Source organism: Massilia antarctica, from assembly GCF_015689335.1.
In the GTDB taxonomy this organism is placed as follows: Bacteria; Pseudomonadota; Gammaproteobacteria; order Burkholderiales; family Burkholderiaceae_D; genus Telluria_A; species Telluria_A antarctica.
The window spans coordinates 2,337,466-2,358,584 of record NZ_CP065053.1; the positions used below are offsets into that span (position 1 = coordinate 2,337,466).

The 21,119-nt window shown below is 63.2% G+C and carries 17 protein-coding genes; 11 read left to right on the forward strand and 6 right to left on the reverse strand.

Annotated elements, in window-relative coordinates:
- Positions 1–27 precede the first annotated feature (27 nt).
- On the forward strand, positions 28–348 hold the full coding sequence (locus IV454_RS10615) for a hypothetical protein (protein WP_206091425.1): 321 nt from the start codon (positions 28–30) through the stop codon (positions 346–348).
- Here IV454_RS10615 and lysA read toward each other — a convergent pair.
- Together lysA and lptM are read right to left on the reverse strand one after the other, a co-directional pair.
- Positions 341–1,618 carry a diaminopimelate decarboxylase gene (gene lysA / locus IV454_RS10620; protein ID WP_206091426.1) on the reverse strand — a complete coding sequence of 426 codons (1,278 nt, stop codon included), beginning with the start codon at positions 1,616–1,618 and terminating at the stop codon, positions 341–343. The genes IV454_RS10615 and lysA overlap by 8 nt on opposite strands.
- Before the next feature lie 3 nt (positions 1,619–1,621).
- Positions 1,622–1,792 carry an LPS translocon maturation chaperone LptM gene (lptM, locus tag IV454_RS10625; protein WP_229522180.1) on the reverse strand — a complete coding sequence of 57 codons (171 nt, stop codon included), beginning with the start codon at positions 1,790–1,792 and terminating at the stop codon, positions 1,622–1,624.
- Between the two features lie 41 nt (positions 1,793–1,833).
- Here lptM and cyaY point away from each other — a divergent pair, with 41 nt between their 5' ends.
- Positions 1,834–2,160 carry an iron donor protein CyaY gene (cyaY, locus tag IV454_RS10630; RefSeq protein WP_206091427.1) on the forward strand — a complete coding sequence of 109 codons (327 nt, stop codon included), beginning with the start codon at positions 1,834–1,836 and terminating at the stop codon, positions 2,158–2,160.
- Positions 2,161–2,261: 101 nt separating this feature from the next.
- Here the strand turns inward: cyaY and IV454_RS10635 are convergent, their stop codons facing one another.
- A complete protein-coding gene (locus tag IV454_RS10635; RefSeq protein WP_206091428.1) occupies positions 2,262–4,613 on the reverse strand; it encodes a penicillin-binding protein 1A in 2,352 nt (783 codons plus the stop codon).
- Between the two features lie 353 nt (positions 4,614–4,966).
- Between IV454_RS10635 and IV454_RS10640 the strand changes: the two genes are divergently transcribed.
- From IV454_RS10640 to IV454_RS10675, 8 genes are all read left to right on the forward strand, one after another.
- Positions 4,967–6,040, forward strand: coding sequence for a pilus assembly protein PilM (locus IV454_RS10640; protein ID WP_054265867.1), 1,074 nt, complete (start codon positions 4,967–4,969; stop codon positions 6,038–6,040).
- Entirely contained in the window at positions 6,040–6,699 is a 660-nt protein-coding gene (locus IV454_RS10645; protein ID WP_206091429.1) for a PilN domain-containing protein, read from the forward strand. The genes IV454_RS10640 and IV454_RS10645 overlap by 1 nt, the downstream gene beginning before the upstream one ends.
- Before the next feature lie 18 nt (positions 6,700–6,717).
- Positions 6,718–7,395 (forward strand): type IV pilus inner membrane component PilO, encoded by a 678-nt coding sequence (locus tag IV454_RS10650; protein WP_229522181.1) that lies wholly within the window; start codon positions 6,718–6,720, stop codon positions 7,393–7,395.
- On the forward strand, positions 7,396–7,938 hold the full coding sequence (locus IV454_RS10655; protein WP_206091430.1) for a pilus assembly protein PilP: 543 nt from the start codon (positions 7,396–7,398) through the stop codon (positions 7,936–7,938).
- The gene (locus tag IV454_RS10660) at positions 7,935–10,145 is read left to right on the forward strand and encodes a type IV pilus secretin PilQ (RefSeq protein WP_370663778.1); all 2,211 of its coding nucleotides are present in this window, start codon (positions 7,935–7,937) and stop codon (positions 10,143–10,145) included. The genes IV454_RS10655 and IV454_RS10660 overlap by 4 nt, the downstream gene beginning before the upstream one ends.
- 92 nt (positions 10,146–10,237) lie before the next feature.
- Complete coding sequence (locus IV454_RS10665) at positions 10,238–12,352, forward strand: Ig-like domain-containing protein (RefSeq protein WP_206091431.1); 2,115 nt, start codon at positions 10,238–10,240, stop codon at positions 12,350–12,352.
- Positions 12,353–12,385: 33 nt separating this feature from the next.
- The gene (gene aroKB / locus IV454_RS10670) at positions 12,386–14,017 is read left to right on the forward strand and encodes a bifunctional shikimate kinase/3-dehydroquinate synthase AroKB (protein ID WP_206092632.1); all 1,632 of its coding nucleotides are present in this window, start codon (positions 12,386–12,388) and stop codon (positions 14,015–14,017) included.
- Between the two features lies 1 nt (position 14,018).
- Positions 14,019–15,155 carry a deoxyguanosinetriphosphate triphosphohydrolase gene (locus tag IV454_RS10675; RefSeq protein ID WP_206091432.1) on the forward strand — a complete coding sequence of 379 codons (1,137 nt, stop codon included), beginning with the start codon at positions 14,019–14,021 and terminating at the stop codon, positions 15,153–15,155.
- On the opposite strand, the gene mutY is transcribed toward IV454_RS10675, so the two are convergent.
- Genes mutY through mutM form a run of 3 tightly spaced genes read right to left on the reverse strand, consistent with a single transcriptional unit; the run spans position 15,156 to position 19,077 of the window.
- Positions 15,156–16,262 (reverse strand): A/G-specific adenine glycosylase, encoded by a 1,107-nt coding sequence (mutY, locus tag IV454_RS10680; RefSeq protein ID WP_206091433.1) that lies wholly within the window; start codon positions 16,260–16,262, stop codon positions 15,156–15,158.
- Positions 16,259–18,193: a dynamin family protein gene (locus IV454_RS10685; RefSeq protein ID WP_206091434.1), complete on the reverse strand. Its 1,935-nt coding sequence runs from the start codon at positions 18,191–18,193 to the stop codon at positions 16,259–16,261. The genes mutY and IV454_RS10685 overlap by 4 nt, the downstream gene beginning before the upstream one ends.
- Positions 18,194–18,243: 50 nt before the next feature.
- Entirely contained in the window at positions 18,244–19,077 is an 834-nt protein-coding gene (gene mutM / locus IV454_RS10690; protein WP_054265875.1) for a bifunctional DNA-formamidopyrimidine glycosylase/DNA-(apurinic or apyrimidinic site) lyase, read from the reverse strand.
- 99 nt (positions 19,078–19,176) lie between these two features.
- Between mutM and IV454_RS10695 the strand changes: the two genes are divergently transcribed.
- Positions 19,177–21,030 carry a tetratricopeptide repeat protein gene (locus IV454_RS10695; protein WP_206091435.1) on the forward strand — a complete coding sequence of 618 codons (1,854 nt, stop codon included), beginning with the start codon at positions 19,177–19,179 and terminating at the stop codon, positions 21,028–21,030.
- Positions 21,031–21,119 lie beyond the last annotated feature (89 nt).

The following is a 21,119-nucleotide window of genomic DNA, read 5'->3' on the forward strand; positions in this document are numbered from 1 at the left end:
CAATACCCAGTTTGAGGAGGGCCAGCCATGGAAAAGGAAGGCGACACATCGAATGAGGAAGCCGCCATACTCGTGGTAAAGCGGTTCATGGAAGTATGGCGTAGGGCGAACGGCAATGTTGATGCGTTGGACAGCGCTTTCGAGGAAATCGAGGCGGAAACAACGGCGATCTTGCGCGCCAACCTGAAACGCGACGTGCGCGCATGTTTCGGCTTCCTGCCAGAAACTGCGGCTCAGCGCATTGATCAGGCCGGGCGCAAGGAGCTTGATGCATGGGCACAGTGTGGCAATGATGCGGCCACGCTGTCGGCGCTCTTTGGCCAGGGCGCCGCGCCCGGACTTACTTGAGCATCGATTCCAGCGCAAACAGCTCGGCTGGCTCTTCGCGGCGGCGCACCAGGTGCACCGTATCGCCATCGACCATCACCTCGGCGGCGCGCCCGCGCGTGTTGTAGTTCGACGACATGGTAAAACCGTAGGCCCCAGCCTGCATGATGGCCAGCAGGTCGCCCTGCGCTACCTTCAGTTCGCGCTCGCGCGCCAGCCAGTCGCCCGACTCGCACACGGGGCCGACCACGTCGTAGCTCACGGCCGCCTGCGTGCTCGCCTGCACTGGCTGCACATCCATCCAGGCTTGGTACAGGGCTGGGCGCATCAGGTCGTTCATGGCCGCGTCGACAATGCAAAAATTCTTTTCGGTACCAGGTTTGAGGAACTCGACGCGGGTCAGCAGCACGCCCGTATCGCCCACGATGGCGCGGCCCGGCTCGAAAATCACCTTGATCGGCGCGCCGCCGTGATGTGCCGCGCGCCAGGCGTCGATACGCGCGAATACGCGGCCCAGGTAGTCGCCCACCGGCACTGGCGGGGCGTCGCCCTCGGCGCCGTAGTTGATGCCGATGCCGCCGCCCATGTCCAGATGGTCGAGTACGATGCCTTCGGCGCCGAGCGCGTCGACCAGTTCGATCAGCTTGTCGAGCGCTTCGAGCAGCGGCGCGTCGTCCAGCAACTGCGAGCCGATGTGGCAATCGATCCCGACCAGGGTCAGGTGCGGCAGGCTGGCGGCGCTGCGGTAGGTGGCCAGCGCATCGTCGAAGGCGACGCCGAATTTGTTCGCCTTCAGGCCGGTGGCGATGTAGGGATGGGTCTTGGCATCGACGTTCGGGTTCACGCGCAGCGACACGCGCGCCTGCTTGCCCATGGCGCCGGCCACCTCGTTCAAGCGGTGCAGCTCGGGAATCGACTCGACGTTAAAGCACAGGATATCGTGCGACAGCGCCAGCCGCATTTCGCAGGCCGTCTTGCCGACACCAGAAAAGATCACCTTGGCCGGATCGCCGCCAGCGGCGATCACGCGCAGCAGTTCGCCGCCCGAGACGATGTCGAAGCCGGCGCCGCGGCGCGCCAGCAAGTCGAGGATGGCCAGGTTGGAATTGGCTTTCATCGCATAGCAGACCAGCGCATCGCGCCCGGCGCAGGCGTCGGCGAAGGCGTCGAAGTTCTCCAGCAACGCCGCTTTTGAATACACATAGGTCGGCGTGCCGAACTGTTCAGCAATGCGGGACAGGGGGGTGCGTTCGGCGTGCAGGACGCCGTCCAGGTGAAAGAAATGCGGCATGGTTTATTGGGCAGCGGGAGAAGAGGGTGGAGGTGGCGTGGTCGGTGAAACGGCGGGTGCGGCGGGCTTGGCGGGCGGCTTGGGCAGGTACAGCGGACCGGTCTGGCCGCAGCCTGCCAGCAAGCCAAAGACCACGGCGGTGATGCCGATATTGAGCGCAGATGAAGACTTCACGATTAGAATCACGGTTTGATTGGCAGACCTTGGAGTGTAGCATGAGCGAAAAAGAATTTTTGGACCTGGCCGAAACGACCCTGAACAAGATCGAAGAGGCGATGGACCGGCTGAACGACGAGGATGTCATCGATGTCGAGTGCAAGCGCAGCGGCAACGTGCTGGAGATCGAGTTCATCGACAACGGCAGCAAGATCATCGTCAACAGCCAGGCGCCGATGCAGGAACTGTGGGTGGCGGCCAAGTCGGGCGGCTTCCACTACAAGCGGCTCGATGGCGCCTGGGTCAACACACGTGACGGCAGCGAACTGTTCGCCGCCCTGTCGGACCTCGCCAGCGCCCAGGGCGGCGCCCGCGTCACGCTCTGACGGCATGGTGGGACCGCGGTCAGACCCCAACCGGCTGGTGGAACCGGGGTCAGACCCCAACCGGCAAAACCGGGGTCTGACCCCGGTTCCACCATGCCCGATCAGAACAGTTCGTTCTTGACCGCATCCTTGACCTTTTCCTCGGCCGGCGTGCCGCGCGCGCCGATGTCGAGGCTCTGCACTCCGGTGCCGGGCGGATTCTCGACATAGTAATAGTCGTCGCCCGCCATCACCAGTCCCTCGGGTACCACCCGCTCCTCGTTCGGCACGCCCTTGAGCGCCTTTTGCATGTAGCCGATCCAGATCGGCAGGGCCAGCCCGCCGCCGGTTTCCTTGTTGCCCAGGTTCTTGGGCTGGTCGTAGCCGATCCACGCGATGCCCACCAGTTTCGGCGTGTAGCCGGCGAACCAGGCATCGATCGAATCGTTGGTGGTGCCGGTCTTGCCGGAAATGTCAGTGCGCTTGAGCGCCAGCGCCTTGGTGGCCGTGCCGAAGCGCACCACATCCTTGAGCATGCTGTCGACCAGGAAGGCGTTGCGCGCATCGATCACCCGGTTCGCTTCATCGCCCGACTTGTCCGGTGTCGCCTGCGAGAGTACCTTGCCGCTGCTGTCGGTCACCTTCGAGATCAGGTAGGGACTGACGCGAAACCCGCCGTTGGCGAACACGGCATAGGCGCCGGCCAGCTGCAGCGGCGTGGTCGAGCCGGCGCCCAGCGCCAGGGTCAGGTAGGGCGGGTTCTTTTCGGCCTCGAAGCCGAAACGGGTCGTGTATTCCTGGCCGTACTTGGCGCCGATCTTGTTGAGGATGCGGATCGAAATCATGTTCTTCGATTTGGTCAGCCCGCGCCGCATGGTCATCGGCCCTTCGTACTTATTGTCGTAGTTCTTCGGTTCCCACGGCTGGCCGCCGGTCTGGCCGGCGTCGAACGAGATCGGGGCGTCGTTGATGATGGTGGCCGGCGACAGGCCGCGCTCGAGCGAAGCCGAGTAGATGAACGGCTTGAACGAGGAACCGGGCTGGCGCCAGGCTTGCGTGACGTGGTTGAACTTGTTGCGGTTGTAGTCGAAGCCGCCCACCAGTGCGCGGATCGCGCCGTCGGTCGCGTCGGCCGCGACGAAGGCCGATTCGACTTCCGGCATCTGCGTCACCGACCAGGCCGTTCCACCATCCTGGCTGATGCGGATCACCGCGCCGCGCTTGACCCGGCGGTTGGCCGCGGCCTTGGTGGATAACCAGTTCTGGGCGAACGCCAGGCCGGGACCGCTGATCTTGACTTCCTCGCCCGAGGCCGTCACCGCCGTGATGCCGGTCGGCGTCGCCTGCAGCACCATGGCGGCGATGATGTCGTCGCTGTCGGGGTGCTCGGCCAGTTCGTTTTCGATCGCTTCGTCGGCTTCTTCCTTGGTCTTGGGAATCTCGATATAGGCTTCCGGGCCGCGGTAAGGGTGGCGCCGCTCGTATTCCATCACGCCGCGGCGCAGGGCCAGGTAGGCCGCATCCTGGTCGGCCTTGGTGATGGTGGTAAACACGTTCAGGCCGCGCGTATAGGTTTCTTCCTTGAATTGCTCGTACACCAGCTGGCGCGCCATTTCGGCCACGTACTCGGCGTGCACGCCGAATTCGCTGCTGTCGGTCTTGATGCGCAAGGTCTCGGCCTTGGCCGCCTCGAACTGGGGCGTGGTGAGGTAGCCCAAGGTGTGCATGCGCTGCAGGATGTATTGCTGGCGCGTGCGCGCGCGCTTGGGATTGACCACCGGATTGTAGGCCGACGGTGCCTTGGGCAGGCCGGCCAGCATGGCCGCTTCGGCCACGGTGATGTCTTTCAGGTTCTTGCCGAAGTAGATCTGGGCCGCCGAGGCGAAGCCGTAGGCGCGCTGGCCCAGGTAGATCTGGTTCATGTAGACCTCGAGGATCTGGTCCTTGGTCAGGTTTTGCTCGATCTTCCAGGCCAGCAGCACTTCATAGGCCTTGCGCTTGAGCGTCTGCTCGCTCGACAGGAAGAAGTTGCGCGCCACCTGCTGGGTGATGGTCGAGGCGCCCTGCTTGGCGCCGCCGGTGGCATTGTGCACGGCCGCGCGCAGGATGCCGGTGTAGTCGACCCCGCCGTGCTGGTAGAAACGGTCATCTTCGATCGCCAGCACCGCCTTCTTCATGACCTCCGGAATATCCTTGATGTGGACCAGGTTGCGCCGCTCTTCGCCGAACTCGCCGATCAGCACATTGTCGGCCGAAAAAATCCGCAAGGGCATCTTGGGACGGTAGTCGGTCAGGGTGTCGAGCGGGGGCAGATTCGGGTAGGCCATGGCCAGCGCGAACACCACGATCAGCAAGCCAATCAGGGCCGTGCCGGTCAGGCCACCGAGGACAATTAACAACAGTCGCTTGGGCGAGCGCGCACGGGCGGGGCGCGATGGGGAAGTGGTGCTGACGTCCGGCTTGGAAGAGCTCATGCGGGTCGAATCTTTCGCTTTAATTGGGTGCCCCTCATTATAATGCACCGCCACCTGCCGCGGCACATCGCCAACTACTTGCCTTTTGGAACATTTGTGCCCGCAAAACAACTCTGATGACCCACAGTTCACAGAGTGTCGCATTCCAGCCCACAGGCATAAAATTTCAAAACAGAAATACCTTTACACGAGATCACGCTTATTGCTACGATTTAATGTACTGCCTTATGTATGGATGCTAAATGGCGGTTTTGTAACAAATTCCCCGCGTCGGGCACTTTCATTTTTGGTTCTGCAAGGCCCGTTTTGCAGCGTAAGCATTGATTATAGGTAGGTAAGGGAGTACGGTCTTGATGGTCAATTTAGGTTCCTTGTTCGGTCAATCCAGGCCACCTCTGCTCGGTCTGGACATCAGCACGTCCGGCGTCCGGCTGGTTGAACTGGTCGTGGTCGGCAAAAACGAGCTGCGTCTCGAACGCTACGCGTCCGAACCGTTCCCGCGTGGTGCGGTCGTCGACGGAAACATCGAAAATATCGAGCAGGTGTCGGAGGCGGTGCGCCGCGTCTGGAAGAAAAGCGGTACCCGCGTCAAGCTGGTCGCGCTCGGCATGCCGCCGGCCTCGGTGATCACGAAAAAGATCATCTTGCCTGCCGGGATGTCCGAAGACCAGCTTGAAGTGCAGGTGGAGTCCGAGGCGAGTCAGTACATTCCCTTTGCGCTCGACGAGGTCAGCCTCGACTTCGACGTGATCGGACCGGCTGCCAATTCGATCGACGACATCGACGTCATGCTGGCCGCCTCGCGCAAGGAAAAGGTCGAGGACCGCGTGGCGATTGCCGAAGCGGCCGGCCTGACCGCAGTGGTGATGGATATCGAATCGTATGCGGCGCGCGCCGCGCTCGAGCGCGTGACGTCGCAGATGAAGGGTTCCGAGGGCCAGATCGTGGCGCTGTTCCAGATCGGCGCCCAAGTCACCCACATTTCGGTCATGCTCAACGGCGAAACCATTTACGAGCGCGAGCAACCCTTCGGCGGCAACCAGCTGACCCAGGATATCGTGCGCTCGTACGGCTTGTCCTTCGACGAAGCCGATGCCAAGAAGAAAGCGGGCGATTTGCCCGACAATTTCCAGGCTGACCTGCTCGCTCCCTTCCTCGAAAACGCGGCCCTCGAAGTGACCCGCGCGATCCAGTTCTTCTACACCTCGACGCCTTACACCCGGATCGATCAATTGTTCCTGGCCGGCGGCTGTGCCTTGATTCCCGGCTTGCTCGACATCGTGGCGAGCCGGACCAAAATTTCCAGCGCGGTGGTATCGCCTTTCAAAGGCATGTCGCTGGGCCCGTCCGTGCGCGAGCAGCAATTGCGTACTGAGGCGCCCGCCTACCTTGTTGCCTGCGGGCTGGCCCTGCGGAGGTTTGGCTGATGATCAGAATTAACTTGCTTCCCCACCGGGAAGAAAAGCGCAAGCAAAAGAAGAGTGCCTTTATCGCCCTGATGGCCTTGTCGGCCGTGCTCGGCGTGCTGGTGGTGATGGCGGTGGGCGGTTACAACGCGCGCCGTATCGCGATCCAGGAACAACGCAATGGCGTGCTGAAAGCGGCCATCGTCGAACTCGACAAGAAAATCGTCGAGATCGCGGCCTTGAAACAGGAAATCGAAGCGCTCAAGGCACGCCAGCAGGCGGTCGAAGACTTGCAGGGCGACCGCAACCAGCCGGTCTATCTGCTCGACGAGCTGGTCAGGCAGACCCCGCAGGGCGTCTACCTCAAGTCGTTCAAGCAGGATGGCCAGCGGGTCACGGTGGGCGGTTTCGCCCAGTCGCAGGAACGGGTTGCCGAATTGCTGCGCAATATCGCCGGCAATTCGCCATGGCTCGAACGTCCCGACCTGACCGAGGTACGCGCGGTGCAACTGGCGCAGAGTAAAACCGGCAAGAAAGTCGTCGAGTTTTCGCTGAACCTGTTCATCAAGCGTCAGCGCGAAAAGGATGAAGCGCTCAAGCCGGGCCAGAAACCCGCCGCTGGCGCCCCTGCTGCCGCCACCGCCCCCGGCTCACCGGTTCCCGCAAAAGCGGCCCCCTAGCCAGATCGGATTGAAAGAATGAATATAGACCTGAAATCCATGGGTGGCTCGCTCAGCTCCCAGTTCCAGAACCTGGGCGATCGCCCGCCGGGACAATGGCCGATTGCGCCGCGTATCCTGTGCGGCATCGGCGTGGTGGCTGCGGTCGTCGCGGCCGGCTATTTTTTCTACTGGAATACCCAGTTTGAAGAGTACGACCAACTGGCCGCCAAAGAGCTGGCCCTGCAGGGCGAGTACAAGACCAAGGTCGCCCAGGCGATCAACCTCGACGCCCTGATCGCCCAGAAGGCGCAGGTCGACCAGTATGTCGAGCGCCTGCAGAAGCAATTGCCGAGCAAGGCGGAAATGGCGGCCCTGCTGTCGGACATCAACCAGGCCGGCGTCGGCCGCGGCTTGTCGTTCGACCTGTTCAAGCCGGGCCAGGTGGTGGTGCGCGATTACTACGCCGAACTGCCGATCGACATCAAGGTGACCGGCACGTACCACGACATTGGCGCTTTCGCCAGCGACATGGCCAACCTGCCGCGCATCGTCACGCTCAACAATATGGCCCTGACCACCAACAAGGATGGCGGCCTGGTGCTCGAAGCGGTCGCCAAGACGTTCCGCTACCTCGATCCCGAGGAAGCGAACGCGCAACGCAAGATCAAGGCGGACCGCGACAAGAAGGCCAAAGATGGCAAAGGGGCCGCGTAAATGAACACCACACGTAACAGCCTCGCGCTGCTGATCTGCGCGGGCCTGCTGGCCGGCTGCGGCGACAGCGACGTCCAGGAAGTCAATGCATGGATGGAGCAGACGAAGAAGGAAACCAAGGTCGACGTTCCGCCGCTGACCGAACCGAAAACCTTCGTCCCGTTTGCCTACAGCACTGCCGGAGAAATCGACCCATACGACCCGAACAAGCTGCTGGCCGAACTGGCGCGCGCCGCCAACGGGGCCAACAATCCGCTCAAGCCCGATCCGGATCGGCGCAAGGAGCCGCTCGAGGCTTTCCCGCTCGACACCATGTCAATGGTGGGCAGTATGAAATCGAAAGGCGTCACCTACGCGCTGGTGCAGATCGACAAGACCATGTACCACGTCAAGCCAGGCGACCGGGTGGGCCAGAATTTCGGCATCATCACCGCCGTCAACGATGAAGCAATCAATATCAAGGAAACGGTCCAGGACGCCGGCGGCGAATGGATTGAACGTCCCACCAAGCTAGAGTTGCAGGAAAGTAAGGAGAAGAAATGATCGCACTGAGAATGAATGGCACCGCCCTCATGGGCGCGGTGATCCGCATGGGCGCATTATTGGCTCTGGCCCTTGGCGGCAATAGCGCCGTGGCGCAAGACAACGCGATCGAATCGATCACGGCCAACCAGCAGGGCTCGAACGTGGTGGTGAACGTGGCGATGAAAACCGCCCCGACCAAACTGCCGATCGGCTTTTCGATCACCAATCCGACCCGCATCGCCCTCGATTTCGGCGCCACGGTCAATGCCACCGGCAAGACGGCCCAGGACGTGAACCTGGCCGACGTGCGCGGCATCAACGTGGTCCAGGCCGGCAGCCGCACGCGCCTCGTGCTGAACCTGAAGCGTCCGCTCAACTACGCTACCGCCATCGACGGCAAGTCGATCATCGTCACCATCGACGGTTCCGGCGGCGTGGCGCAGGCGGTCGACAGCGTCGGCAAGCCGGTGCTCAAGGGCGCCTCTTCCTCCTCGCCCGCTGCGGCGGTGGCGGACCAGGCCGGCAAGCGCCAGGTCTTGCGCGACCTCGACTTCCGCCGCGGCGCCAACGGCGAAGGCCGGGTCGTGGTCGACCTGCCGAACAGCCAAGTGGCTGTCGACGTGCGCCAGGTCGGCAACACGGTGGTGGTCGACTTCATGAAAACCGGCTTGCCGGAAACCCTGCGCCGTCGTCTCGACGTGACCGACTTCGGCACCCCGGTGTCGCAGATCACGACCGTGCCCCAGGGCGACAATGTGCGCATGACGGTGGAAGCGCGCGGCCTGTGGGAACAGACCGTGTACCAGAGCGACACCCAGCTGGTCATCGACGTCAAGCCGATCAAGGAAGATCCGAACAAGCTGACCCAGGGTACCCAGGGTTACCGCGGCGAGAAAATCTCGTTCAACTTCCAGAACGTGGAAGTGCGCGCCGCCCTGCAGGCCATCGCCGACATCTCGGGCCTGAACATCATCACCAGCGATTCGGTGAGCGGCAACCTGACCCTGCGCCTCAAAGAAGTGCCATGGGACCACGCGCTTGACGTCGTGCTGCAGGCCAAGGGCCTGGACATGCGCAAGAACGGTTCGGTGCTGTGGATTGCGCCGAAGGATGAACTGCTGACCAAGGAAAAGCTGGAACTCGAACAGCGCGCCCAGATCGCCGATCTCGAGCCGCTCAAGTCGGAAATCTTCCAGCTCAACTACCAGAAAGCGGAAGCGTTCCGTATGATATTCGGCCTCAATGCCGACGGTACGCCAATGGCCGACAGCGAGAGCAATCGTACCCGCATCCTGTCCAAGCGCGGCAGCGCCGTGATCGAACCGCGCACCAACCAGCTGTTCATTACCGACATCGCCTCGAAACTGGAAGACTTGCGCAAACTGATCCAGAAGACCGACGTCGCTTCGCGCCAAGTGCTGATCGAAGCGCGCCTGGTCGAAGCCAGCGACGGCTTCAGCCGCAACCTCGGTGCCAAGATCGGCTTTGCCGACCTGCGCACCCTGCGCGGTGGCGATTCCGGCTATGCCTACCGCGGCAACGAGCGCGTCGCCATCGGCGGCAACCTGGTCGGCATCGGCCAGGTCACCGGCCAGACCCCGGACACGGGCAATGGCTACACCAACACCACGATGCTGAACCTGCCTGCCGCCAATATCGGCGGCAATCCGGCCGCGTCGCTGGCCGCCAGTCTGTTTTCGGCCGCCGCCAACCGCTTCCTGAACCTGGAACTGTCGGCACTCGAAGCGGACGGCAAGGGCAAGATCATTTCCAGCCCGCGCGTGGTAACGGAAGACAAGAACGTGGCCGTGATCGAGCAGGGTGTAGAATTGCCGTACGAAAAATCGACCAGCAGCGGCGCCACCTCGATCGAGTGGAAAAAAGCCAATCTGCGCCTGGAAGTGACGCCGCAGATCACGCCTGACGGCAACGTCGTGCTGGAAGTGAACGTCAACAAGGATTCCAAAGGCGAAGAAACCAGGGCCGGCTTTGCGATCAACACCCAGCACGTGCAAACCAAGGTGATGGTCGAAAATGGCGGCACGGTTGTGTTGGGCGGTATTTACCAGCAATCCCAAACCAACAACGTCAACAAAGTGCCATTGCTGGGCGACCTGCCGGTCTTGGGCAATCTGTTCAAGAGCACCTCGCGCACCAATAACAAGACCGAACTGCTGGTCTTCATTACCCCGAAAATCGTCGCAGACCGTCTGTCGACGCGCTAACACCCGAATACATTTAATCAGGACTTAACATGCTGCCGACTTATTTACAACGCGCTTTTGCGAACCCCGTTCGCCTGCTGACCTGCGTCTCCATGGCTACGGCCCTGGCCGCATGCGGCGGCGGCGGAGGCTCCGCGGGCGGGAAAATTTCGACCACCACCCCGGGCACCACCACACCCGGTACCACCACACCAGGCACCGGCACCGTCACGCCGCCGGTGCCAGCCGAGCCGAAGATGACCTTGCAACTGGTCGATTCCACGGGCACGGCGATCACCACCCTGTCGGGCGGCCAGACCGGCCAGGTGCGCGCCACCGTGGTCAATGCCAATGGCAGCGTTGCCGTCAACGAAGTCGTTAAATTCAAGACCGATGACAAGCTGCTCCAGTTCACACCGGAATCGGGCACCGCGCTGACCAATGCCTTGGGCGTGGCGGTCATCACGGTCAAGCCGGCCAGCGTCACCGCTGCCGGCGCGGTCAATATCGGCGCCACCGTGGTCGCCGGCGGCAAGACCGCGGAGGCAGGAGTCAACCTCGAAGTGGGCGCGGCTCCGCTGACCCTGGGCAAGGTCGAATTCACCCCTGAACAGACCGACATCCTGCCGGCGTTCGGCACGGCCGTGCTGACCATTCCGGTCACCACCGGCGGCGTAGGCGCTACCAGCGTGCCTGGCCTGACCGTCAATTCCCTGTGCGCCGGCGACGGCACCGCATCCTTGGTGCTTGGCTCGCTGGCGGACGGCAAGCAACTGGTCACCTACACGAATAAGGGTTGCCTGCGCGTCACCGACACCATCACCGTCACGCTCGGCAATACCACGCAGACTATCAAGATCAACGTGGGCAAGGCCAATATCGGCACCATCCAGTTCGTCGGGTCGGACTTGAACGGCAGCGCGATCGTCTTGCGCGGCTCTGGCGGCCTGGGCCGTAAGGAATCGGCCATCCTGACCTTCCGCGTGCTCGACCAGAACAGCATCGGCTTGCCTGGCGTGGACGTGACCTTCAAGACCACCACCAGCACCGGTGGCCTGATCGTGCAGCCAACCAAGGCAACCTCGGATGCCCAAGGCAATGTCACTACCACCGTCGCCTCGGGTACCATTCCGACGCCGGTGCGCGTGGTTGCGCAGGCCTCGCGTAACGGTACTACCATCAACGGTCTGTCGGACAGCCTGATCATCTCGACCGGCCTGCCGATCCAGAAATCGATGTCGCTCAGCGCCGACAGCTACAATATCGAGGGCTTGAGTTACGATAATGCGATCGCCAAGGTCACCGTCTTGTTAGCCGACCAGTACGGCAATCCGATTTCGGACGACACGGCCGTCAATCTGGTGACCGAGGGCGGCGCGATTGCGACGCCGGAACAAGGCGGTTGCCGCACCAAGGGCGGTGGTTGCACGGTCGACTTTAAGAGCCAGGCATTCCGTCCTAAAAATGGCCGGGTTACGGTGCTTGCCTACGTTCAGGGTGTAGAAAACTTTACCGACACCAATGGCGATGGTCAATATAGCTGCGCCAATTACGATCAGGTGCAACCGGTTGAGCCGGGCACGCCATACCGTCCACTGGTGGACATCTGCAAATCAGGTGGAGAGCCGTATGAGGACCAGGGCGACCCCTTCCTTGACACCGGTAACGAAGCTGTTGTTACTGGCAACCCACCGGGCAACACCGGCACCCTCGACGGTAAGTACGATGTGCCGCGTGCCGATCTGCCGTTCCCTTACAACCATACCGTCTACACAACGGCAGGCAATGGCCAGTGGGGCATCAACTACATCTGGCGCCAGATGGAGATTGTCCTCAGCGGTGAAACGCCAACTTTCACCCGCCAAATCGTCGATGCAACCACCGGCCAGCTGCGCGACTGGACCGCGGCCGATGGAAAGGAATATGAAGTCGTCGGGCTCTCAGGCACAGGTTGCAGCAACCAGTTCCTGTATTTCCGCATTGCCGATGTCAATAACAATCCGTTGCCAAGCGGTACTTTGGTGGAGTCCGCGGATGCCGACCACCTGGTTCCAGGCGCCATTTCGCCGTCCAAGATACCTGCGACCAGCCGCGTCGGCGGTACACAGCACACTGTCAACATCAAGTCCGACATTACCTGCTTTCCTGGTGAATTTTCGATCCGGACCACGACGCCACGCGGCACCGCGGTTTCCTCGAAAATCTTCAAATCGGTTCCTAAGCCATAATTGAAACCGGAAAATATCTTCCTGGTAGGTTTGATGGGCGCGGGCAAGACAACCATTGGCCGCATCCTTGCCAGGAAGCTGGGTAAACGCTTTATCGATTCCGATCACGAGATCGAGGCCCGCACCGGCGCCACGATCCCGTGGATTTTCGAAATCGAAGGCGAGGCGAGCTTTCGGCGCCGTGAGGCCGAGGTCATCCGTGACCTCACGGCGCAGGACGGCATCGTCCTCGCCACCGGTGGTGGGGCCGTGCTCGACCCCGCCAGCCGTGCCTTTCTGAAACAACGTGGCCGCGTGGTCTACCTGCGCGCCAGCGTCAACAGCATCATGCTGCGCACCACCCACGACAAAAGCCGGCCGTTGTTGCAAACGGCCGACCCCCGCAAGAAACTCGAAGAATTGACGGCCCAGCGCGAGCCGCTGTACCGCGAGATTGCCGACCTGGTGATCGACACGGGCCGACCTAACGTACAATCGATGGTCCAAACTATTCTGACGCAACTGTCCGCGCTCGGCCCAGCCGCCGCGAGAACAGGGCGCGGGCCCAATATGCACACCTCGCAATCATCGATTACCGAACAATCCCGGATTTTCCTCAACGTCGACCTGGGCGAACGCAGCTACCCGATCACCATCGGCGCCGGCCTGCTGTCCGACCCGGCGCTGCTCGAGCAGCATATCGCCGGCCACAAGGTGGCGATCGTCACCAACACCACCGTGGCCCTGCCGTACCTCGACCGGGTGGCCGCGCCCTTGCGCGCCGCCGGGCATGACGTACTCGAAATCATCCTGCCCGACGGCGAACAGTTCAAGAACTGGGACAGCCTGATGACCGTCTTCGATGCCCTGCTGGCCCACAAATGCGACCGCAAGACCACCATGGTGGCCCTGGGCGGCGGCGTGATCGGCGACCTGACCGGGTATGCCGCCGCCAGCTACATGCGCGGCGTGCCCTTCGTGCAAATCCCGACCACCCTGCTGTCCCAGGTCGACTCCTCGGTGGGCGGCAAGACCGGTATCAACCACCCGCTCGGCAAGAACATGATCGGCGCCTTTTACCAGCCGCGCGCCGTACTGGCCGATACCACCTCCCTCGACACCCTGGCGCCGCGCGAACTGTCGGCCGGCCTGGCCGAAGTGATCAAGCACGGCGCCATCATCGACGCTGAATTTTTCGACTGGATCGAAGCGAACATCGGCAAGCTGATGGCGCGCGACCAGCAAGCGCTGGCGCACGCCATTTCGCGCTCCTGCGAAATCAAGGCCGACGTGGTGCGCCAGGATGAACGCGAGGGTGGCCTGCGCGCCATCCTCAATTTCGGCCACACTTTCGGCCACGCGATCGAGGCAGGCATGGGCTACGGCGCCTGGCTGCACGGCGAAGCGGTCGGCTGCGGCATGGTCATGGCGGCCGACCTGTCGCACCGCCTGGGCCTGGTCGACGCGGCCACCGTGGCGCGCATGCGCGCACTGGTTGCCGCCGCCGGCCTGCCGACCGTCGCTCCCGACCTGGGCACCGAACGCTGGCTGGAGTTGATGGAAGTCGACAAAAAGAACGAAGGCGGCGCCATCAAGTTCATCCTGCTCAAACCCCTGGGCAGCCCGAACATCACCAGCGCCCCGCGCGAGCAATTGCTGGCCACCTTGGCCGCCTGCGTCGGCTGACATGCATCCCGAAGAGCACCTCGCCCCGTACGCCGTGCACTCGGAGACGGCGCGCGGCCGGCGCCATGCAGAAACCTCGCACGCCTCGCGCAGCCAGTTCCAGCGCGACCGCGACCGCATCATCCACTGCTCGGCCTTCCGCCGGCTCGAATACAAGACCCAGGTTTTCCTCAATCACGAGGGCGACATGTTCCGCACGCGCCTCACCCACAGCCTGGAAGTGGCCCAGGTGGGGCGCTCGATGGCGCGCAACCTGCGCCTGAACGAAGACCTGGTCGAAGCGCTCGCGCTGGCGCACGACCTGGGTCACACGCCGTTCGGCCACGTGGGCCAGGATGTGCTCAACGAATGCATGCAGGATCACGGCGGCTTCGAGCACAATCTGCAAAGCCTGCGCGTGGTCGACGAACTCGAAGAGCACTACGGCGCTTTCGATGGCCTGAACCTGATGTTCGATACGCGTGAGGGGATCCTCAAGCACTGCTCGCTGACCAATGCCAAGCTGCTCGGCCCCGTGGCGCAGCGCTTCATCGACCGCACCGAACCCTCGCTGGAAGCGCAGCTGACCAACCTGGCCGACGAAATCGCCTACAACAGCCACGATATCGACGATGGCTTGCGTTCCGGCCTGATCACGATTGCGCAGCTGGAGGAAGTCGATTTCTTCGCGCGCCGCTGGCACGATGTGCAGAAGGCGTATCCGGGCCTGTCGGGCCGGCGCGCCATTTATGAAACCCTGCGCCGCCTGATCACCGTGCTGGCCGACGACCTGATCGAAACGTCCAGCGTGCTGCTGGCCGAAGCCGCGCCGGTGGACACGGACGCGGTGCGCACCAGCGGGCCGCTGATCCGTTTTTCCGACCCGATGCGCAAGGATGCGACGGAGCTGAAGCGCTTCCTGCGCGCCAACCTGTATCGCCACTTCAAGGTGAACCGGATGCGCGTGAAAGCGAGCCGCATCGTGCGCGAGCTGTTCGACGCCTTCATGGCCGAACCGGTGCTGCTGCCGCCCGATTACCAGTTATCTGGCGGGGATGTCACGCGCCAGGCGCGCAAGATCGCCGACTACATCGCCGGCATGACGGACCGCTATGCGATCCGCGAACACCGGCGCATCTTCTCGCTCGACGATCTTTAACTAGAACAGGGACGGCGCGCTCAGATCGAGCAGCAGTTTCTTGACCGGCGCCGGCAGGGGCGCGCTATCGATGCGCGCCAGGTCCCACCAGAGATACGGCGCAGCAAGTGGCGCGCGGCGCGACAGCGATACCTGAAACGGCGCGATGTGCAGCCGGTAGTGCGTGAATACGTGCACCAGCGGCAGCAGCGCCGACATCTCTTCCACCTCGCCGAAGGCAGCGGCCAGCGGCGCCACCGCGTCGATGGTGAGCGCGCCGCGCACGGCGTGGCCATCGACTTCCGGCAGCGACATCAGCCCGCCCCAGATGCCGCTCTGCGCGCGCTGTTCCAGCAGCACGTGGCCGCCCTCGATCACCACCAGCAAGGTCGCCTGCTTCTCGGGAATGGTCTTTTTCGGTTTGCGCACCGGCAGTTCGGCCGTGCGTCCGGTCGCATGGGCCACGCAGCGCTCGCGCAGCGGGCAGCGCGGGCAATCGGGCTTGCTGCGCGTGCACAAGGTCGCCCCCAGGTCCATCAAGCCCTGCGTATATGATTCGATGCCCGATTCGATACCCTCGGCCGGCAGCAGCGCTTCCGCGCGCCGCCACAAGCCATCTTCGACCGCCTTCACGCCGGGGAATTCATCGATGCCGAATACGCGCGCAAACACACGCTTGACGTTACCGTCCAGGATGGCGGCGCGCGTGCCGCTGGAAAACGCGGAAATGGCCGCCGCCGTCGAACGGCCGATGCCGGGCAAATCGGCCAGCAGGGCCGGGTCGCTTGGGAACACGCCGCCGTATTCGTCGACCACGCGCCTGGCGCAGGCATGCAGGTTGCGCGCCCGCGTGTAGTAGCCAAGGCCGCTCCACTGGGCCATCACCTCTTCCGATGGCGCCGCCGCCAGGTCGTGCAGGGTAGGGAAGCGCTCCAGGAAGCGCGCATAGTAAGCCAGTACCGCGGCCACCTGCGTTTGCTGCAGCATGATCTCGGACAACCAGATACGGTAAGCGTCGCGCGTGTTCTGCCAGGGCAGGGCATGGCGCCCGTGCGACTTTTGCCAGTCGATGACGGCAGCGGAAAACGAGGGGTCTTCCAGCTGCCCGAACTCGGTCAGTCTTTTCACGCCGCCGCTTCGAATGCCGCCGCCGTGGAACGCTGCATGGCCGATTCGACGTTGCCGGCCAGGTCGTTCAAACGCGCCTTGACCTTCTCCAGCGCGAACTGGCTGGCCTCGAACGATTCGATCTTGGTTTCCAGGCTGTCGGTCGCATCGTGGATGCGCTGGATCGATGCCAGGCGGTGCTTGAGCTGGTCCTTGTGCTGGCGGATCTGCGCTTCGAGCGGCGACATGATCACCTTCAGCCAGGCCTCGACGTCGGCGTTGGCGGCGCGGTAGCTGCGCCGCACGCGCGAGGCGATCGAATCGAAAAAGCGCTCGATCACGGCATCGCGGCTGGTGATGAGCAAGGTCGTGGTGCCGAACTGCTTGACGTAGACCTCTTCGATGGCATCGACTTCCTTGCGGTATTTGTCGAGCGAGAGCGTCATCGGCACCGCAAGGCTCAGGCCATGTTCGGCGGCGAATTTACGGTACATCATTTCCATCATCTCGCTGATCTCGGCGATCTTGCCGTTCGAGACAGCCAGATTGGCGCGCGCCTGGTCGAAGAAATGCTTGACCGGGCCGCGAATGCCGGTGGTGACGAAGCGCGACGCGGCCATCGCTTCGCGCACGGCGGCGATTTCCTTGTGTACGATGTCCATGCCCAAGGTCGTGTACAGCTCCGTGGACAGGCGCGCGAACACGGCGCGCGTGCCCTGCAGCTTGAACAGGCTGCCGTCGAATTCCTTCTTCTCGACTTCGACCCGGCGCATCATGTGCGCGATCACGCCCTGGTTCTTGCCGCGCAAGCTTTTCAGTTCCTGCAGCTGCTCGACGATGTCGCGGATGCGCGCGCCAATAGTGGCCTGCTGGATGCTCACCACCGCATTGAGGTCGTCCGAAAGCTGCTTGCGGATGATGTCCTGCTTGGCCGGAATCAGTTCGTTGAACAGGGCCGCTTCCAGCGCGCCCAGGCGGCTTTTTTCGAGCAGCGCCATGTCGCCGTTGATCTTGCCGACCAGCGCCTTTTGCGCCGACACCGGGAATACCTGGCGCGGCTCCAGGGCCAGCATGTGCGCCACGGTGGTTTGCTGGCGTTCGATCTCGGCATCGTTCTCGGCCTCGGTCTTGAGCTCATCCCACATCGCGTCGATCTTGTTCATGACCACGATGCGGCCGGCACCGGCGCCGATGTGCGTGCGCCAGACTTCGATGTCGCTCTTGGTCACGCCCGTTTCGGCGGCCAGGATGAACAGCACCGCGTGCGCGTTCGGAATCAGGTTCAGGGTCAGTTCCGGCTCGGTGCCGATCGCGTTCAGGCCAGGCGTGTCGAGAATGACCAGGCCTTGTTTCAGCAGCGGGTGAGGGAAGTTGATGATGGCGTGGCGCCACAGCGAAATTTCGATCTCGCCGTTATCGTCAAGGGTGGCGGCGACGTCCGGGTCGGTCTCGTCGAACAGGCCATAGCGCTTGGCTTCCTCGACCTTGACATGCTTGGTCATGCTGACCTGCTTGAAGGTCTCGTGCATTTCCTCGCCGGCGTCGAGCGCGAGCGGCAGCACGGTCCAGGCGGCCGGATCGTCGCGGTAATCGCTGGTCGACAGGTTGCTGGCGCGCGTTTCGATCGGCAGCAGGCGGATGCACGGCGGGAAGGCCGGATCGTACATCAGCTCGGTCGGGCACATGGTGGTGCGGCCAGCCGCGGACGGCAGGATGCGCTGGCCGTAATCGGCAAAGAAAATCGCGTTGATCAGCTCCGATTTGCCGCGCGAAAATTCCGCCACGAAGGCCACCGACAGCCGGTCGTCGGCCAGGCGCGCCAGCGCGCGCGCAATGCGCTGCTCAGTTGCCGCGTCAGCCAGTTCGGCCGCGTTGACCCACATCTGATACTTTTCCAGGGCCATGGCCACGTCTTGACGCCATGCGCTGTACTGCTCAAAATCTTGCACCATTATGCTCACATTGCCCTCGCGTACAGGTTCTTGCGAATCCTGCTCGATTGTCATTTTTGACAATTTACACAATAAAAAGTCGACCGCTGTCCCTGCTTGATCTGACGAATCTCTGCCCCACAGTTGCGGCAAGGCACTCCAGCACGATCATAGACGAAATATGTCTGTTGGAAATAGCCCGATTGCCCATTTACAGCAATAAAGTCACGCAAAGTGCTGCCTCCTTGCACAATAGCCTCAGAAAGGATAAGGCGGATCGCCTCGGCCAGCCTGTTGTAGCGTTCCCGGCCGATGCGCGCGGCCGGCGTTTTCGGGTTGATTCCTGCCCGAAACAGGCTCTCGCACGCGTAGATATTGCCCACGCCCACCACGATATCGCCCGCCAGCAACACTTGCTTGATGGGCGCCGAGCGCTTGCGCGTTTCGCGGTACAGTAATTCGCCCGAAAAACCCGCTTCCAGCGGCTCGACACCGAGGCCACGCAGCAGGATGTGTTGGTCGAGTTCGCCGTCATCGCCCGGGTGCCACAGCACGGCGCCGAAGCGGCGCGGATCGTTCATGCGCAGCACCTGGCGGCCCGCGTCGCCCTCGACCACGAGGTCGAAATGGTCGTGTTTTTTCACTTCTGTGTCCGGCGGCAACACGCGCAAGTGGCCGGACATGCCCAGATGGATGATCAGGGTGCCATGATCGAAGGCGATGAGCAAGTATTTGCCGCGCCGTCCCGTGTGCAGGATGCGCTGCCCGGCCAGCAAATCGGACAAGCCGGGCGGGAACGGCCAGCGCAAGCCCTCCCTGCGCGTCAAGACGCTATCGACGATGCGGCCATCGATATGGGGAGCGACGCCGCGGCGGGTGACTTCGACTTCGGGCAGTTCAGGCATGGCGGATAGGAAAATTCATGGAAGTGACGGTGTGGCCCCGTACGCAAAGCTGGTGTTGGGCGTAGAATCGGGAATAATCGCTGTCATTCTGGAACCCCCTTGAAAAACGCTTTCGTCATTGTAACCCTGTCCGGACTGCTCTCGGCGTGCGCCGTGGCGCCAACGCCTCAAGCTCCCGCCCAGGCGGGCGCCTCGCCCGATGCCCAGGCGGAGGCCCCGGCGCCCGCCAGCGCGCCAGCCAGTGCGTCCGAACCCCTGCCGCCGGCTGCCGAGGTGCTCGCCGAAGGCGAACGCACGTCCGCGCCGGACGAGCCATCGCCGGACCTCAAGCTGCCGCACGTGGCCCTCACCAAGGACATGCTCTACAAGCTGATGAAGGCCGAGCTGGAATTTCGAAGCGGCGTCTGGCAGGGCCCGTACATGACCATGATGGGCCTGGCCCAGCAGACGCGCGACCCGCGCCTGGCGCAGCGCGCCGCCGAAATGGCCCAGACAGCCCAGAAGGGTGGCGAAGCGCTGGCCGCGATCCGCCTGTGGCGCGAACTGGCGCCCGATTCCGAAGAAGCCGGCCAGTATTACATCGCCGCCTCGGTCATGGCCGACGACCTGAGCGAGGCGGGCGTGCTGTTCGCCGCGCGCCTGCGCGACGCCGCGCCCGCCAACCGCGGCGTGGCCATGTACCAGATCCAGCAACTGCTCACCCGCGCCAAGGATAAGGCCGCCGCCGGCGCCCTGCTCGAACGCCTGCTGGCGCCCTACGCCTCCATGAGCGAAGCGCGCGTGGTGCTGGCGCAGTCGGCCTACTCGCGCGGCGCCAACGCGCAGGCGCTGGCCCATGCGCAGGAAGCGCTGCGCCTCAAGCCCGATTCAGAAATCGCCGTGCTGACCCTGGCCCAGGTCAGCGGCGAGCAGGGCGAGATCGCTCCCTTGCTGGCCAAATTCCTGGCCGCCAATCCGGGGTCGCGCGAAGTGCGCGCGGCCTACGCCCGCATCCTCGTCACGCAAAAACAGTACGAGCCGGCGCGCAAGGAGTTTCTGGCCCTTCTCAAGGAGCAGCCGGACAATCCGGGCACCCTGTACGCGCTCGGCATCCTGTCGATGCAGCTGTCCGACCCGGCCGCGGCCGAAACCTACCTGTCCGGCTTCATCACGGCGCTCGACAAGAACCCCGGCGACGAGCGCGATCCGGCCAAGGTGCTGATCATGCTCTCGCAGCTGGCCGAAGAGCGGGGCGACTTCGCCGCCGCGCGCGCGTGGCTGGAAAAAATCGAACAGGAAGACGCGCCCGTCTGGTTTTCGGCGCAGCTGCGCAGCGCCCAGCTGATGGGCAAGCAGGGCGACCTGGAAGGCGCGAAAGCCTTCCTCGCCGCCCTCAAGGCCGAGGAGCCCGCCCAGCAGGTGCAAGTGGTGCTGGTGCAAAGCCAGGTACTGCGCGACGCCGGCAAGATCGAGCAAGCCTACGCGGTGATGGAGCAGGGCGCGGCGCGCTTTCCGAGCAACCCCGATTTGCTGTACGACTTCGCGCTGCTGGCCGAAAAGATCGGCAAGGTCGACGTGATGGAAAAAAACCTGCGCCTGGTCATGCAGCAAGAGCCCGACAACCATCACGCCTATAACGCGCTGGGCTACTCGCTGGCCGAGCGCAATGTGCGCCTCGACGAAGCCCTGGCGCTGATCGACAAGGCCCTGAAAATGGCGCCGGCCGACCCCTTCATCATGGACAGCATGGGCTGGGTGCAGTACCGCCTTGGTAACCTGAACGAAGCCGAGGCCCATCTGCGCCGCGCCTACGCCCTGCGCAATGATGTCGAAATCGCCGTGCACCTGGGCGAAGTGCTGTGGCAAAAGGGCTTGAAATCCGATGCCCAGCAGCTGTGGCGCGAAGCGCGCGCCAGGGACCCCAAGAACGACACGCTCAAGAGTACGCTCGCGCGCCTGCAGCTCAAGCTGTGACAGGTCGGGCCGCACAGGCCCGGCCGCGCCGCGCAGGCCGCGCCGGGCAGCGCCGCGATGGGTCATAATGCGGCGCATCTCCTTTACGC

What these genes read in the sequence shown, in the direction of transcription:
- IV454_RS10615 (WP_206091425.1), top strand. Translation starts at nt 28, where the DNA reads ATGGAAAAGGAAGGCGACACATCGAATGAGGAAGCCGCCATACTCGTG.
- lysA (WP_206091426.1), bottom strand. Translation starts at nt 1,618, where the DNA reads ATGCCGCATTTCTTTCACCTGGACGGCGTCCTGCACGCCGAACGCACC.
- cyaY (WP_206091427.1), top strand. Translation starts at nt 1,834, where the DNA reads ATGAGCGAAAAAGAATTTTTGGACCTGGCCGAAACGACCCTGAACAAG.
- IV454_RS10635 (WP_206091428.1), bottom strand. Translation starts at nt 4,613, where the DNA reads ATGAGCTCTTCCAAGCCGGACGTCAGCACCACTTCCCCATCGCGCCCC.
- IV454_RS10640 (WP_054265867.1), top strand. Translation starts at nt 4,967, where the DNA reads ATGGTCAATTTAGGTTCCTTGTTCGGTCAATCCAGGCCACCTCTGCTC.
- IV454_RS10645 (WP_206091429.1), top strand. Translation starts at nt 6,040, where the DNA reads ATGATCAGAATTAACTTGCTTCCCCACCGGGAAGAAAAGCGCAAGCAA.
- IV454_RS10650 (WP_229522181.1), top strand. Translation starts at nt 6,718, where the DNA reads ATGAATATAGACCTGAAATCCATGGGTGGCTCGCTCAGCTCCCAGTTC.
- IV454_RS10655 (WP_206091430.1), top strand. Translation starts at nt 7,396, where the DNA reads ATGAACACCACACGTAACAGCCTCGCGCTGCTGATCTGCGCGGGCCTG.
- IV454_RS10660 (WP_370663778.1), top strand. Translation starts at nt 7,935, where the DNA reads ATGATCGCACTGAGAATGAATGGCACCGCCCTCATGGGCGCGGTGATC.
- IV454_RS10665 (WP_206091431.1), top strand. Translation starts at nt 10,238, where the DNA reads ATGGCTACGGCCCTGGCCGCATGCGGCGGCGGCGGAGGCTCCGCGGGC.
- aroKB (WP_206092632.1), top strand. Translation starts at nt 12,386, where the DNA reads ATGGGCGCGGGCAAGACAACCATTGGCCGCATCCTTGCCAGGAAGCTG.
- IV454_RS10675 (WP_206091432.1), top strand. Translation starts at nt 14,019, where the DNA reads ATGCATCCCGAAGAGCACCTCGCCCCGTACGCCGTGCACTCGGAGACG.
- IV454_RS10685 (WP_206091434.1), bottom strand. Translation starts at nt 18,193, where the DNA reads ATGGTGCAAGATTTTGAGCAGTACAGCGCATGGCGTCAAGACGTGGCC.
- mutM (WP_054265875.1), bottom strand. Translation starts at nt 19,077, where the DNA reads ATGCCTGAACTGCCCGAAGTCGAAGTCACCCGCCGCGGCGTCGCTCCC.